At 72.6% G+C, this 12,863-nt stretch carries 14 protein-coding genes; 6 read left to right on the top strand and 8 right to left on the bottom strand.

The window, feature by feature from the left end:
* Positions 1 to 27: 27 nt before the first annotated feature.
* The 3 genes from AB0E07_RS01505 to AB0E07_RS01495 form a co-directional block, all read right to left on the bottom strand.
* A complete protein-coding gene (locus AB0E07_RS01505) occupies positions 28 to 849 on the bottom strand; it encodes a heme ABC transporter ATP-binding protein (protein ID WP_362245170.1) in 822 nt (273 codons plus the stop codon).
* Between the two features lie 62 nt (positions 850 to 911).
* Positions 912 to 1,919, bottom strand: coding sequence for an iron ABC transporter permease (locus AB0E07_RS01500; protein ID WP_362245739.1), 1,008 nt, complete (start codon positions 1,917 to 1,919; stop codon positions 912 to 914).
* A gap of 71 nt (positions 1,920 to 1,990) precedes the next feature.
* Entirely contained in the window at positions 1,991 to 2,995 is a 1,005-nt protein-coding gene (locus AB0E07_RS01495) for an ABC transporter substrate-binding protein (RefSeq protein WP_362245168.1), read from the bottom strand.
* A gap of 180 nt (positions 2,996 to 3,175) precedes the next feature.
* Between AB0E07_RS01495 and AB0E07_RS01490 the strand changes: the two genes are divergently transcribed.
* The 3 genes from AB0E07_RS01490 (at position 3,176) to AB0E07_RS01480 (ending at position 7,011) form a co-directional block, all read left to right on the top strand.
* The gene (locus tag AB0E07_RS01490) at positions 3,176 to 4,591 is read left to right on the top strand and encodes an HtaA domain-containing protein (RefSeq protein ID WP_362245166.1); all 1,416 of its coding nucleotides are present in this window, start codon (positions 3,176 to 3,178) and stop codon (positions 4,589 to 4,591) included.
* Between the two features lie 32 nt (positions 4,592 to 4,623).
* Positions 4,624 to 6,144 (top strand): HtaA domain-containing protein, encoded by a 1,521-nt coding sequence (locus AB0E07_RS01485; RefSeq protein ID WP_362245164.1) that lies wholly within the window; start codon positions 4,624 to 4,626, stop codon positions 6,142 to 6,144.
* Between the two features lie 183 nt (positions 6,145 to 6,327).
* Complete coding sequence (locus AB0E07_RS01480; RefSeq protein WP_362245162.1) at positions 6,328 to 7,011, top strand: PhzF family phenazine biosynthesis protein; 684 nt, start codon at positions 6,328 to 6,330, stop codon at positions 7,009 to 7,011.
* Between the two features lie 16 nt (positions 7,012 to 7,027).
* Here the strand turns inward: AB0E07_RS01480 and AB0E07_RS01475 are convergent, their stop codons facing one another.
* Both AB0E07_RS01475 and map read right to left on the bottom strand, forming a co-directional pair.
* A complete protein-coding gene (locus AB0E07_RS01475) occupies positions 7,028 to 7,675 on the bottom strand; it encodes a biliverdin-producing heme oxygenase (RefSeq protein WP_362245160.1) in 648 nt (215 codons plus the stop codon).
* 131 nt (positions 7,676 to 7,806) lie between these two features.
* Positions 7,807 to 8,664, bottom strand: coding sequence for a type I methionyl aminopeptidase (map, locus tag AB0E07_RS01470; protein ID WP_362245158.1), 858 nt, complete (start codon positions 8,662 to 8,664; stop codon positions 7,807 to 7,809).
* Positions 8,665 to 8,722: 58 nt separating this feature from the next.
* Here map and AB0E07_RS01465 point away from each other — a divergent pair, with 58 nt between their 5' ends.
* Positions 8,723 to 8,947, top strand: a complete 225-nt coding sequence (locus AB0E07_RS01465; RefSeq protein WP_362245156.1) for a hypothetical protein — start codon at positions 8,723 to 8,725, stop codon at positions 8,945 to 8,947.
* Between the two features lie 18 nt (positions 8,948 to 8,965).
* Here AB0E07_RS01465 and AB0E07_RS01460 read toward each other — a convergent pair whose 3' ends face one another.
* A complete protein-coding gene (locus tag AB0E07_RS01460) occupies positions 8,966 to 10,243 on the bottom strand; it encodes an MFS transporter (protein ID WP_362245154.1) in 1,278 nt (425 codons plus the stop codon).
* A gap of 57 nt (positions 10,244 to 10,300) precedes the next feature.
* Positions 10,301 to 10,903 (bottom strand): hypothetical protein, encoded by a 603-nt coding sequence (locus AB0E07_RS01455; protein ID WP_362245152.1) that lies wholly within the window; start codon positions 10,901 to 10,903, stop codon positions 10,301 to 10,303.
* 117 nt (positions 10,904 to 11,020) lie between these two features.
* Here AB0E07_RS01455 and npdG point away from each other — a divergent pair, with 117 nt between their 5' ends.
* Positions 11,021 to 11,728 carry an NADPH-dependent F420 reductase gene (gene npdG / locus AB0E07_RS01450; RefSeq protein ID WP_362245150.1) on the top strand — a complete coding sequence of 236 codons (708 nt, stop codon included), beginning with the start codon at positions 11,021 to 11,023 and terminating at the stop codon, positions 11,726 to 11,728.
* A gap of 4 nt (positions 11,729 to 11,732) precedes the next feature.
* Positions 11,733 to 11,987 (top strand): hypothetical protein, encoded by a 255-nt coding sequence (locus AB0E07_RS01445; RefSeq protein WP_362245148.1) that lies wholly within the window; start codon positions 11,733 to 11,735, stop codon positions 11,985 to 11,987.
* Here AB0E07_RS01445 and AB0E07_RS01440 read toward each other — a convergent pair.
* Positions 11,977 to 12,777: a site-2 protease family protein gene (locus AB0E07_RS01440; RefSeq protein WP_362245146.1), complete on the bottom strand. Its 801-nt coding sequence runs from the start codon at positions 12,775 to 12,777 to the stop codon at positions 11,977 to 11,979. The two genes, AB0E07_RS01445 and AB0E07_RS01440, sit on opposite strands and share 11 nt — an antisense overlap.
* Positions 12,778 to 12,863: the final 86 nt, after the last annotated feature.

The raw sequence follows: 12,863 nt of genomic DNA, 5'->3' as shown, positions 1-12,863 counted from the left end.
CGCTGTCCGCCGCCGACACGACGGCGGTCAGTCCGCGCGCCGCGGGACGACCAGGACCGCGCCCGTGCGGGGGTGCGGGAGCACCTCCACCGGCTGGTCGTAGACCTCCGACAGGAGGTCCTCCGTGAAGATCTCCGCGGGCGGGCCGTCGGCGGCGATCCGGCCGGCCCGCAGCACCGCGACCCGGTGCGCGTAGGCGGCGGCGAGCCCGAGATCGTGGAGGACCACGACGACGGCGTCCCCGGCCTCCGCCCGCTCCCGGCACAGCAGAAGCACCAGTTCCTGGTGCTTCAGGTCGAGCGCGGCCGTCGGCTCGTCGAGCAGCAGCAGCGGGGCCCGCTGGGCGAGCACCCGGGCGAGGGCGACACGGGCGCGTTCGCCGCCGCTCAGCGCGGAGAACGGGCGGGACGCGAAACCGGCCACCTCGGTCAGCGCCATCGCCTCGGCCACCGCCGCGTCGTCGTCCTCGGTGTGCAGCCCGGCCCAGGGGGCCCGGCCCATCCGTACGACCTCCTCGACCGAGAAGGGGAAGGTCAGCGTCGCGGACTGCGGCAGGACCGCGCGCCGCAGGGCGAGTTCGGGGGCGGACCAGGCGGCGACGGAACGGTCGTGGATCCGGACGACCCCGTCCGCGGCGGGGGTGTCGGCGGCGAGCGCGCCGAGCAGGGTGGACTTTCCGGCACCGTTGGGTCCCACCAGCGCCAGCACCTCGCCCGCGCGGACGGTCACATCCACGCCGTGCAGCACATCCCGGCCCCCGAGCCGGACCGACAGTCCCTCGGCCTCGGCGACCACCTCACCGGGCACGGAGGGAATCGGAGGAACGGGCCGAGCCCGCAGAAGTCTCATGAACGGTTCCTTGAAGCCGAGAACAGAAGGACGGACAGAACGGCCAACTCCTCACGCCACCCCTACGCCCACCCCCCTTGCCGCCGCCGCGTCCTCCGCAGCAGCCAGAAGAAGAACGGGCTGCCCAGCAGGGCCGTCAGCACACCCAGCGGCAACTCCGCCGGCGCCGCCATCGTCCGCGAGGCGAGATCCGCCGCCAACAGCACCACCGCCCCCAGCAGCGCACTCGCCGGCACCAGGAACCGATGCCCCGGCCCGGCCGCCATCCGCAGCAGATGCGGCACGACCAGCCCCACGAAGCTGATGATCCCCGAGACGCTCACCGCCGCGGCGGTCAGCAGCGCGATGACGAAGACCAGCGTGATCCGGAGCCGCTCGACATCCACCCCCAGATGGCGCGCGGGCCGCTCCCCGAGCGCCAGCAGGTCCAGCCGCCGGGCGTACAGGGGCGCCACGGCCAGCCCCAGCACCGCGCACGGCAGCACCGCCAGCACCTTCGACCAGGTCGCCTGCGACAGCGAACCGAGCTGCCAGAAGGTGATCTGCTGGATCGCCGCCGCGTCAGCGAAGAACAGGAACAGCCCGATCAGCGCCCCCGCGAAGGCGTTCACCGCGATACCGGTCAGGATCAGCGTCACCACCTCCGTACGGCCTCCGGAGCGGGACATCACGTACACCAGCAGGACCGTCGCCAGACCTGACACGAACGCGGCGACGGTGACCGTCCAGTTGCCGAAGAAGGTGAGCCCGAGCGCGATGGAGGCGACCGCGCCCACCGCCGCGCCGGAGGAGATCCCGATGACCCCGGGCTCGGCGAGCGGGTTGCCGAACACGCCCTGCATCAGCGCGCCGGCGCACCCCAGCGAGGCGCCGATGAGCAGGGCGAGGGCGATGCGCGGGAACCGCACGTTCCAGAGCACCGACTCCGCCACCCGGTCCAACTCCGTACCGCCCAGGCCGATCCGGTGCTGCACCGAGGCCAGCACATCGCCGACCGGCACCGGATAGGCCCCGATGCCGGCCGCGACCGGCACCAGGACGACGAGGGCGAGCACCAGCCCCGCGGTCATCAGCCACGCGGCGGAACGGGGGGCCCGCGCGGGAGTCCCGTCGGTGCGCGGCGCCGTCTTCTGAAGGACCGTCACGCGGCACCGTCCGGGTAGAGCTGGGCGACGACGGACTTCAGCACCTGGTCGGTGCGCGGACCGTAGTTGAGGAGCACGCCGTCCTCCACGGAGACGATCCGGCGGTCCATCCCGGCCGGGGTCTGGGCGACCCCGGGGATCTTGACCAGTCCGTCGATCCCGCCGACCGAGTCGAGGCCCTTGGTCATCACGAGGATCGCGTCCGGTGCCGCCTTCACCAGCGCCTCGCTGGTGATGGCGGTGAAGTCCTTGGTCAGTCCGGACGCGGCGCCCGCGTCCACGCCGCCGGCCGCCTCGATCAGCGAGGTCGCGCCGGACCCCTTGCCGCCGATCAGATAGACGGAGGCCGAGCCGCGGAGGTAGAGGAAGGCGACCCGGGGCGGCTCGTCCGCGTCCGGAACACCCTTGCGTACGGCGGCGATCCGCTGCTCGGAGCGCTCGGTGAGCCGCTCCCCGGCCGTCGGTACGCCGAGCGCCTCGGCGACCGTCCCGATCCGGGTGCCGACGTCGTCGAGGCCCTGCGCCGGGTCGACCACGAGCACCGGGACGCCCGCGGCGCGGATCTGCTTTATCGCCTCCTGCGGGCCGCTGCTGGTCTCGGCGATCACCAGGTCCGGGCGGAGCGCGAGCACGCCCTCGGCGGAGACGTCGTGGCCGCGGGTGACCACGGGCAGCTTCTCGGCCTGCCGGAAGGTGGCGGTGATGTCGCGGGCGACGACCCGGTCGCCGAGTCCGAGCGTGAACACGATCTCGCTGAGGCTGCCGGACAGGGGGACGATCCGGTCGGCCTTCTCGACCGTCACCCGCTTGCCGTCGGCGGAGTCGACGGTGACCGGGAGTCGGGGCGTGGGCGCGGGGGAGAGGGGCTCGACCCGGTCGGCGGTAGCCGCGGAGGCCGAGGCGGCGGCGGTCCCCGGTGCGGCCGCGGTGGCGCCTCCGCAGGCCGTCGCCGTGGTGAGGGCGAGCACCGCCAGCAGCGCTCCCGCCAGTCGTGTGCGCAAGCGTCGCACGGTGGGCCCTTCCTCTCCGCGCGCGTCCGACGTGCGCTTCTTTCCTGTCAATCGGCTGTGTTCACGCCAAGACCTGTCGATCAGGGCGTGTCGTAGTTTAGGTTAGCCTTACCTCAGCTGGCCAGAAACCGTCGAGTGTCGGCCGGATCTCGCTGTCCCTGGAGGTCACCCATGTCCCCATCCCTGCCGAGACGTCTCCACGGCGCGCTCGCCGTGCTGTGTCTGGCCGTCCTCGGAGCCCTGCTCCCGACGGCCGACGCGCACGCCGCGAACCGTGCCGTGCAGGGCGGCCGGCTCGACTGGGGCATCAAGTCCTCCTTCCAGAGCTACGTCACCGGCCCCATCGCGAACGGCAGTTACTCCCTCACCGGCGGTGCCGCCACCGTCGGCAGCGGCAGCTTCCGCTTCCACTCGGCCACCGGCGGCTACGACGGCGCGACCGGCGCCTTCACCGCCTCCTTCAGCGGGGGCGTGCGCTTCATCGGTCACAGGACCGACTCCGGCTCCTACGAGCTGGACCTCACCATCAGCCGGCCCACCGTCCGCGTCTCCGGCTCCTCCGGCACCCTCTACGTGGACATCACCAGCAAGGCGAAGGGCACCGGGGCGGTCACGACGTCCCGTCAGGTGCCCTTCGCCTCACTGTCCCTGGGCGGAATCGACATGCGGGGCGGCGGCGACACCGTCGTCCTGAACAACCTCCCCGCCACCCTCACCGCGCAGGGCGCCCAGTCCTTCGCCGGGTACTACACCGCCGGGACCGCGCTGGACCCGGTGAGCCTGTCGGCGGACGTGCGGCCCGCGGCCGTCACCAAGTCGCCCACGCCGACCGCGTCCGCCGAGAAGCAGACGAAGAAGGCCGAGAAGGCGAAGAAGACCTCGGACGGCGCGATCGAGGACGGCGCCGTCGACTGGGGCGTGCGCCGCACCTTCCGGGAGTACGTCACCGGTGACATCGCCCAGGGCGAGTGGACCCTGTCCGCCGGAGCCCAGGACGGGGGCGCGCTGTTCCGCTTCCCCGAGGGTGAAGGGACCTACAGCGGGGGCGAGTTGACGGCCCGCTTCAAGGGCGCCGTCCGCTTCACCGGTGAGCACGGCCTCGACCTGAGGCTGAGCGCGGTCCGCGTCACCGTCGAGGACGGCAAGGGCACCCTCTACGCCGACGTGGCGTCCTCCGACGCCACCGGCAAGAAGGTCCCGCTGGTCACCTTCACCGCCAAGGGGCTGAAGTCCGTCGACGGCGTCGCGAAGCTCACCGAGGCCCCCGCGAAGCTCACCTCCCGCGGCGCCGAGGTCTTCGGCGGGATGTACCCGGCGGGCACCGCGATGGACCCGGTCTCCCTGGCCGTGGCCACCCGCGCGGGCGCCGACCTGCCGGCCCTGCCCGACCTGGGCAGCAGCCCCGAGGCCAGTGCCTCACCGGACCCCTCGGCCTCCGCCGATCCGTCCGCCGATCCGTCCGCCGAGCCCGTCGCGAGCGCGTCGGACGACGGCGGTGTCCCCCTCGCCCTGCCGCTCGGCATCGCGGCCGGCTGTCTGGCGCTCGCCGCCGCGGCCGTGCTGGTCGCCCGCAGGCGCCGGAACTGAACCCACCACCTCACCGAGGAGAACCCCCGATCATGCCCGTCAGATCGCACCGCCGCCCCCTCGCCCTCGCCGCCGCCGTCGCCACCGCGGCCGCCCTCGGCGCCACGGCCCTCGCCACCACCACCGCCTCCGCGGCCGAAGTGCCGCTCAGCGGCTACGAGTTGACCTGGGGCATCAAGCAGTCCTACCGGACGTACGTGACCGGTTTCGCGGCCGGCAGCTTCACCGCCACCGACGGCGCCTCGCAGGCCGCGGACAACGGCGTGTTCGCCTTCACCGACGGCACGGGCACCTACGAGTCCACCGCGCACACCGTCGACCTCGGCTTCAAGGGCAGCCTGAAGATCGAGTCCACCGCGCACCGCTTCGAACTGACCCTCTCCGACGTGCGGTTCGACAGCGCCACGGCCGAGGTCACCGCCGATGTCACCAAGAGCGGCACGACGACGCAGGACGTGCCGCTCGCCGACGTCACCGTCACCCGGTCGATGACGGACATGGCGACCACGCTGACCCAGGAGGCGGCCGACGTCTTCGGCAGCGCGAGCTACGCGGGCGCGGCCGGCGACCCGCTGACGGTGGTCCAGAAGACGCAGCCGAGCCCCACGGCCTCGGCCTCGCCGTCGACGTCCGCCTCGCCCTCGGAGAGCGCCTCCCCCTCGGCCTCCGCCTCCCCCTCGGAGAGCGCCTCGCCGTCCACGTCCGCCTCCCCGTCGGCCTCGGCCTCGGCTTCGGCCTCCGCCACCTCGCCCTCCACCAGCGCCTCCCCGTCCACCCAGGCACCCACCAAGGGCGACATCGTCGACGGCACGCTCGGCTGGGGCGTGAAGGAATCCTTCCGGACGTATGTCGTGGACGGGGTCGCGAAGGGCTCCATCACGACCTCGGGCGGGGCGAGCCAGGCCGCCGGCAACGGCGTCTTCACCTTCGTGGACGCGCAGGGCGAGTACGACACCGAGGCGGACTCCCTCAGCGCCTCCTTCGAGGGCGCGGTGAACTTCAAGGGCCACGAGGAGGACGGCGAGTACGGCCTCGACCTGACCCTGACCGGCCTTGAGGCCACCCTCGACGGCGGCTCCGGCGAGCTGACCGCCGACGTGACGAGCCTCGGCAGGACGTCCAAGGACGTCGTACTGGCCGAACTCAAGGCGGACGCCGCCGAGTTGACGGCGAAGAACGACGTGATCACGCTCGACGACGTCACCGCCACCCTCACCGACGAGGGCGCCGAGGCCTTCGGCGGCTTCTACACGGCCGGCACCGAGCTCGACCCGGTCGACCTCTCGGTGGCGCTCACCGAGGACGCCGACCTGCCCGACGGCGACGGCGGCTCCGGGACCGGCGGCTCCGGGACCGGTGGCTCGGGCGACGGCTCCGGCACGACGGGCTCCACCACCGGCGGCACCGGCTCCACGACCGGCGGGATCACCGGCGGCCTCGCCGCCACCGGCTCCGACGTGCCCGCGGCGGCCCTCGGCACCGCGGCCGCGGTGACCGTGGCGGCCGGCGCGGGTGTGGTCCTCGCGATGCGCAGGCGCCGCACCGCCGAGTGAACCCGTAGCTGAGACCGGTCCCTTGCGAACATCGGACGGGGGACCGGACAGCCGCTGCCAGGGGGCGGACCGGCACCGGCCGTGACGGGCCGGCCCGGCCCGCCCCCACGCCGTCCTGCCTCCACCCCGTGAGTGCGGTGGCCTGGGAGGGCCTTGCGGCCGGGACGATGCTTGAATGCCCCCGTGACTGATTACGACGTGCTCCGGGTCTTCTGCGGCCCGCGCGGTGGATACGGCAACGAACTGGGCGTCGTCCGCGACGGATCGGTGCTGCCGGAGCGCGAGGACCGCCAGGCGCTGGCGGCGAAGCTGGGGTTCAGCGAGACGGTGTTCGTGGACGACCCCGAGCGGGGTGTCATCGACATCTACGCGCCGAGCGTGCGGCTGCCGTTCGCCGGTCACCCCTGTGTGGGCACCGCCTGGCTGCTGGACGTCCCCGAGCTGGTGACGCCGGCCGGAGTGGTCGGGGCGCGGCAGGACGGGGAGTTCTGCTGGATCGAGGCGCGGGCCGAGTGGGCCCCGCCGCGGACCCTCAGGCAGTACGGCTCGGCGGCCGAGGTGGACGCGCTGGAGGTGCCGTCACCGGGGGAGCGAAGCGAGATGGGGGCACCCCCGGGCGAAGCCTGGGGGAGGATCTACGCCTGGGCCTGGGAGGACGAGTCCGCGGGCCGCGTCCGTGCCCGGGCCTTCCCCGGCCGCGGCGACGGCATCGACGAGGACGAGGCGACGGGCGCGGCGGCACTGCTGCTCACCGAACAGCTGGGCCGCGCCCTGAACATCACCCAGGGCGCGGGCTCGCAGATGCTGACGGCACCCCAGCCGGGCGGCTGGGTGGAACTCGGCGGCCGCGTCTACCTGGAACGCTGACCGGCCGCCGCGCGGCTCAGGCCGAGAGCGGGAACTCCTCGCCCAGGGCTCGGAAGACGGCGGTGTTCAGCGCGAACGCCTTCTTGCACTCGGCCACGATCCGCTGCTTCTCCAGGTCGTCCGCGCTCACCGCGTCCAGCAGTTCGCGGTACTCCCGCTTGAAGGCCGCCGGGTTGGTGACCTCCTCGAAGACGTAGAAGCGGACGCCGTCGCCCTTCTTCTCGAAGCCCCAGGTCTTCTCCGCCCGGTCGCGGATGATCTGGCCGCCGGAGAGGTCGCCGAGGTAGCGGGTGTAGTGGTGCGCGATGTATCCCGCGGGCCACTCCCGCGCGCACTCCCGGACCCGGTCCGCGTAGGCGCGGGCCGCCGGCAGGGCGGAGACCCCGGCCCGCCACTCGGGGCCCCGCAGATGCGCCAGGTCCCGCTCCAGCGCCCGGAGCCGGAACAGCTCGGGCTGCACGAACGGGCCGGCCACCGGGTCCGAGGCCAGCCGGCCGGCCTCGCTTTCCAGGGCCTCGTAGACGAACCACAGCTGCTCGGTGTAGCGCGCGTACGCGTCGACGCCGAGGCGGCCGCCGAGCAGGTCGCTCATGAAGGTCGAGGTCTCGGCCTCCACGTGCTGCTCGTGGGACGCGGTGCGGATGACGGTCGAGAAGGAGTCCATGCCGCACATCCTCTAAGGTAAGGCTTACCTAAGTCAATAGGTTTGCCGACGCCCTGTCGGTAAAAGCGTACAAGAAAAGACCCGCCCCCATCAGAGGGCGGGTCGAGGTCGCTCCGCGGAAGGGCGTCGCGCTACGGAAGGGTCAGGATCTCCGCGCCGGTCTCGGTCACCACCAGCGTGTGCTCGAACTGGGCCGTCCGCCTGCGGTCCTTCGTCACCACCGTCCAGCCGTCCTCCCACATGTCGTACTCGTGGGTCCCGAGCGTCAGCATCGGCTCGATCGTGAAGGTCATCCCCGGCTGCATCACGGTCGTCGCGTGCGGGCTGTCGTAGTGCGGGATGATCAGGCCCGAGTGGAAGGACGAGTTGATGCCGTGACCGGTGAAGTCACGGACCACGCCGTACCCGAAGCGCTTGGCGTACGACTCGATCACCCGGCCGATGACGTTGATCTGCCGGCCCGGCCGGACCGCCTTGATCGCGCGGTTCAGCGACTCACGGGTCCGCTCCACCAGCAGCCGGCTCTCCTCGTCGACCTCGCCGACCAGATAGGTCGCGTTGTTGTCGCCGTGGACCCCGCCGATGTACGCCGTGACGTCGAGGTTGACGATGTCGCCGTCCCGCAGCACCGTCGAGTCCGGGATGCCGTGGCAGATCACCTCGTTGAGCGAGGTGCACAGCGACTTGGGGAAGCCCCGGTAGCCGAGCGTCGACGGGTAGGCGCCGTGGTCGCACATGTAGTCGTGCGCCACCTTGTCCAGTTCGTCCGTGGTGACGCCGGGCGCGATCAGCTTCGCGGCCTCCTCCATCGCCCGCGCGGCGATACGGCCGGCGACCCGCATCGCCTCCACGGTCTCCGGGGTCTGCACCTCGGGACCCGAGTACGGCTTCGGCGCGGGCTTGCCGACGTACTCGGGCCTGCGGATGTTTCCGGGTACGGAACGGGTGGGGGACAGCTCCCCCGGTACGAGCAGCGACTGGCCAGACATGCCAGCGAGTCTAACGAGCCGCGGTGGGGGAACATGACCCTGGCGAGAGGAGCAGGTCATGGCGTTGTTCAAGAAGAGGACCGTCGGCAAGCCGGGCGAGTGGTACTACTGCCTGGAGCACCGGAAGGTCGAGGAGGGCCCGGACTGCCCGGGCAAGGACCGGTTCGGTCCGTACGCCTCCCGTACCGAGGCCGAGCAGGCGATGGAGACCGCCCGCGAGCGCAACCTCGAATGGGAGAACGACCCCAAGTGGCACGACGCCCCCCGCGGCGACGACTCCTGAACCGGCGGGCGGGACCGGTCAGGTCCCGGTCGGCGTCCGGGCCGCCGCACGCTGGGCGCGGACGCTCTTCGCGTGCTCGCTCGTGCGGGCGTCGTACGACATCAGCCTCGGCAGGCACAGCGCCAGCAGCCCCACCGCGCCGGCGCACAGCAGGCCGCCCGACCACACCGACGCCCGCACCCCCCACCACGCGGCGAACCCACCGGCCCTGACCTGTCCCAGGGTCGGTCCCACCGAGTACGACAGCAGTTCGATCCCGGCGAGCCGGCCACGCAGCTCGTCCGGGATCGTCTGGTTCCACATCACCCCGCGGAAGATCCCGCTCACCATGTCGCAGCCGCCCGCCACGGCCAGGAACAGCAGCACCAGCCACACGTTGTCCACCACCCCGGCCGCCGCGATCGCCACCCCCCACAGGGCCGCCGCCAGCACCACCATCCGCCCGTGCCGGTGGATCCGCCCGGTCCAGCCGCTGGTCACGCTCACCAGCAGCGAACCGAACGGCAGCGCCGCGTACATCAGGCCCAGCGACCACTCGGCGTCCAGCTCGTCCGCCAGGAACGGCAGCAGGGCCAGCGGCATTGCCAGGAACATCGCGGCCAGGTCGACCGCGTAGGTGCCCAGCAGCTCCTTGCGGCTCCACGCGTAGCGGGCGCCCTCGGCGATCGCCTTCAGCGACGGCTTCGCCGCCTCGTGCGCGGCGGGGGAGGCGGCCAGTGGGACGATCAGCACCACCGAGACCAGGAAGGTCAGCAGATCGGCCGCGTACGCCCAGCCCAGGCCCGCGTACGCCACCACCACGCCCGCCGCCGCCGGGCCCGCGACCCCGCCGACCGTCCAGCGCAGGGCGTTCAGGGACGCGGCGGCCGGCAGCTGGTCATGGGGCACGATCCGCGGCCACAGCGAGTCCAGCGCGGGCCGCTGCACCGACACCAGCGCCGAGGACAGCGCCGCCACCACGTACAGCGGCCACACCGCCGGCTCCGGCAGCACCGCGTTCACCAGCAGGGCCGCGCTCAGCACGCCCTGCCCCGCCTCCGTCCACAGGATCAGCCCCCGCTTGTCGACCGCGTCGGCCAGGGCCCCGCCGTACAGCCCGAAGACGATCAGCGGGATCAGCTCCACCGCGCCGATCGCCCCGACGGCCGCCGCGGAACCGGTCAGCTCCTTGATCTGCACGGGCAGCGCCACGAACGTCAGAAAGCTGCCGAAGGTGGAGATCAGTCCCGACAGCCACAGCCGCCGGAAGTCGGCGGAGCTCCGCCAGGGGGTGAGGTCGGGGAGGAAGGAAGTCACGAGAGGTCATGATCTGCACAGATGGGAGACCTGAGCAACCGAATTTCCCCGTGGCGCTCACCACCGCGCCGGCGGCGGCGCCGTCAACTGGTCCGCCAGCGCCGACAGCCGGTCCCGGAACCGCCGCCGAGCCCGGGGGGAGGGCAGCACGTTCTCCCCGGCCGCCGCGCTCACCAGGTGCTGCACCGTGTCGAGATCCAGGTCCGTGCCCTCGGGCACCGCCAGCGACTCGTGCGCCATCGCCGTCAGATCGCCCTCACCGGGACCGAGCGCCAGCACCGTCGCCCCGGCCCGCCGCGCGTCGTGCACCCGCTCCAGCAGTTCCGCACCCGGCCCCCGCTCCGCCACCACCAGCAGCGTCTCGCCCCGCCGCGCCGCCGCCAGCCGGCCCAGACCGACCGCGAGATGCGCCGGATCCGTCGGCCGCGCCGCGTGCCGCACCAGCGTCGGCGTCAGCTCGGGCGTCCCCGACCAGGCGGCCTCGTCCACCAGATGCGCCGCGAGATGCCACGGCTCGTGCTCCGCCGTCCCCACCAGCAGCAGCCCGCCCCCGTGCGAGACCACCGAGCCCCGCAGCACCCCCGCGAAACGCCGGGTGGTCCCCAACCACTCGGTCCCGGCCAGCACTTCACGCAACAGCGCGACCCGTACGGCGTCCATGGCCCGCATCCTGCCGCACCGGCCCGCCCGGGACCGGCGGTTCGGCCCGAATTCCCCCAACCCGGTCATGCGGGACGGCAGGACCGGGGCCGCCCACGCCCCACGTAGAGTCGGCCCATGACCTCTACCGACAGTGCTGCACAGAAGGCCCCCGCCAAGGACCCCTGGGACCTTCCCGATGTCTCCGGGCTCGTCGTCGGCGTGCTCGGCGGGACCGGCCCGCAGGGCAAGGGCCTCGCCCTCCGGCTCGCCAGGGCCGGCCAGAAGGTGATCATCGGCTCGCGGGCCGCGGACCGCGCCCAGGCCGCCGCCGGGGAACTCGGGTACGGCGTCGAGGGCGCCGACAACGCCGAGACCGCCCGCCGCAGCGACATCGTCATCGTCGCCGTGCCGTGGGACGGCCACGGCAAGACCCTGGAGTCACTCCGGGAGGAACTGGCCGGGAAGCTGGTCGTCGACTGCGTCAACCCGCTCGGCTTCGACAAGCAGGGCGCCTACGCGCTGAAGCCCGAGGAGGGCAGCGCCGCGCAGCAGGCGGCGGCCCTGCTCCCGGACTCCCGGGTCACCGCCGCCTTCCACCACCTGTCGGCCGTCCTGCTCCAGGACCCGGAGACCGACGAGATCGACACCGACGTGATGGTGCTCGGCGAGGCGCGCGCCGATGTGGAGATCGTGCAGGCGCTGGCCGGCCGCATCCCCGGGATGCGCGGGGTCTTCGCCGGACGGCTGCGCAACGCCCACCAGGTCGAGGCCCTCGTCGCCAACCTGATCTCGGTGAACCGCCGCTACAAGGCGCACGCGGGACTCCGCATCACGGACGTATGAGGGGATGGGGGACACTGGAGGGCGTCGTACCGCAGTGATCCCCCCTCCCGCGCCGTCCCCGACAGGAGCCCCCCGTATGCCCCGCCTCGCCCTCTACGCGCTCATCGTCTGCCTCCTCGCGGTGGCGGCGGCCGTCGTCTCCTTCGCGCAGGGCAGCTTCCTGGGCATCGTCTGGGTCCTGCTCGCGGGCCTGTCGTCCAACATGTGCTGGTACTACCTCAAGCGCGAGCGGGTCCGCCGGTCCTCCGTCACGGGCTGACCGAGCAGTACGGGTCGCTCTCGCGCCAGAACCGGAACAGGTCGTAGCCGCAGTACGTCAGGTTCTCCTCGACGCCCAGGCCGCGCAGGATCGCGTCGACCATGTCGAAGAAGACACCGTTCACCTGCGGCAGCCACAGCAGCGCGAACACGAACAGCAGCCCGAACGGGGCGAACGGCTCCACCTGCCGCCTGACCTTGTACGACAGCCACGGCTCGATCACCCCGTAGCCGTCCAGGCCCGGGACCGGCAGGAAGTTCAGGATCGCCGCCGTCACCTGGAGCAGGGCGAGGAAGGCCAGCGCGTACCGGAACCCGGCGGGCACACCGTCCAGCGCGTCCAGCCAGAACGGCGCCGTGCACACCGCGGCGAACAGCAGGTTCGTCAACGGCCCCGCCGCCGAGATCAGACTGTGCCGCCAGCGCCCCGGGATCCGCCCGCGCTCGATGAACACGGCACCACCGGGCAGACCGATCCCACCCATGATCACGAAGACCACGGGGAGCACGATGCTGAGCAGCGCGTGGGTGTACTTCAGCGGGTTCAGCGTGAGGTAGCCCTTCGCGCCGACCGTGATGTCCCCGCCGTGCAGGGCCGTACGGGCGTGGGCGTACTCGTGCAGGCACAGCGAGACGATCCAGGCCGACGTCACGAACAGGAAGACGGCGAGCCCCGGCTGCTCGGCGAAACCGGTCCAGGTCGCCCAGCCGGTCACCGCCGTCACGGCCAGGATGCCGGCGAAGACCGGGCTCACCCGGCGGTCGGAGCTGCGGGCGGTGGTGGCGGTCATGCGGCTCCCCGGACTGATCGGCACAGACTGGCACCGGCCCGTACGGTCCGGTACTGGGGCCCGACGGTACCGGGCGCAACGGGAAA

This window comes from Streptomyces sp. NPDC048002 (assembly GCF_040653275.1).
Taxonomy (GTDB): Bacteria; Actinomycetota; Actinomycetes; order Streptomycetales; family Streptomycetaceae; genus Streptomyces.
The sequence above is the reverse complement of the archived record's forward strand: the minus strand, read 5'-3'. Positions and strand labels throughout refer to the sequence as shown.

Bases quoted from the DNA above. Each gene is read 5' to 3' on its own strand.
- AB0E07_RS01485 (WP_362245164.1), top strand. From the start codon at position 4,624: ATGCCCGTCAGATCGCACCGCCGCCCCCTCGCCCTCGCCGCCGCCGTC.
- AB0E07_RS01475 (WP_362245160.1), bottom strand. From the start codon at position 7,675: ATGGACTCCTTCTCGACCGTCATCCGCACCGCGTCCCACGAGCAGCAC.
- AB0E07_RS01500 (WP_362245739.1), bottom strand. From the start codon at position 1,919: ATGACCGCGGGGCTGGTGCTCGCCCTCGTCGTCCTGGTGCCGGTCGCG.
- map (WP_362245158.1), bottom strand. From the start codon at position 8,664: ATGTCTGGCCAGTCGCTGCTCGTACCGGGGGAGCTGTCCCCCACCCGT.
- AB0E07_RS01490 (WP_362245166.1), top strand. From the start codon at position 3,176: ATGTCCCCATCCCTGCCGAGACGTCTCCACGGCGCGCTCGCCGTGCTG.
- npdG (WP_362245150.1), top strand. From the start codon at position 11,021: ATGACCTCTACCGACAGTGCTGCACAGAAGGCCCCCGCCAAGGACCCC.
- AB0E07_RS01465 (WP_362245156.1), top strand. From the start codon at position 8,723: ATGGCGTTGTTCAAGAAGAGGACCGTCGGCAAGCCGGGCGAGTGGTAC.
- AB0E07_RS01455 (WP_362245152.1), bottom strand. From the start codon at position 10,903: ATGGACGCCGTACGGGTCGCGCTGTTGCGTGAAGTGCTGGCCGGGACC.
- AB0E07_RS01440 (WP_362245146.1), bottom strand. From the start codon at position 12,777: ATGACCGCCACCACCGCCCGCAGCTCCGACCGCCGGGTGAGCCCGGTC.
- AB0E07_RS01445 (WP_362245148.1), top strand. From the start codon at position 11,733: ATGGGGGACACTGGAGGGCGTCGTACCGCAGTGATCCCCCCTCCCGCG.
- AB0E07_RS01505 (WP_362245170.1), bottom strand. From the start codon at position 849: ATGAGACTTCTGCGGGCTCGGCCCGTTCCTCCGATTCCCTCCGTGCCC.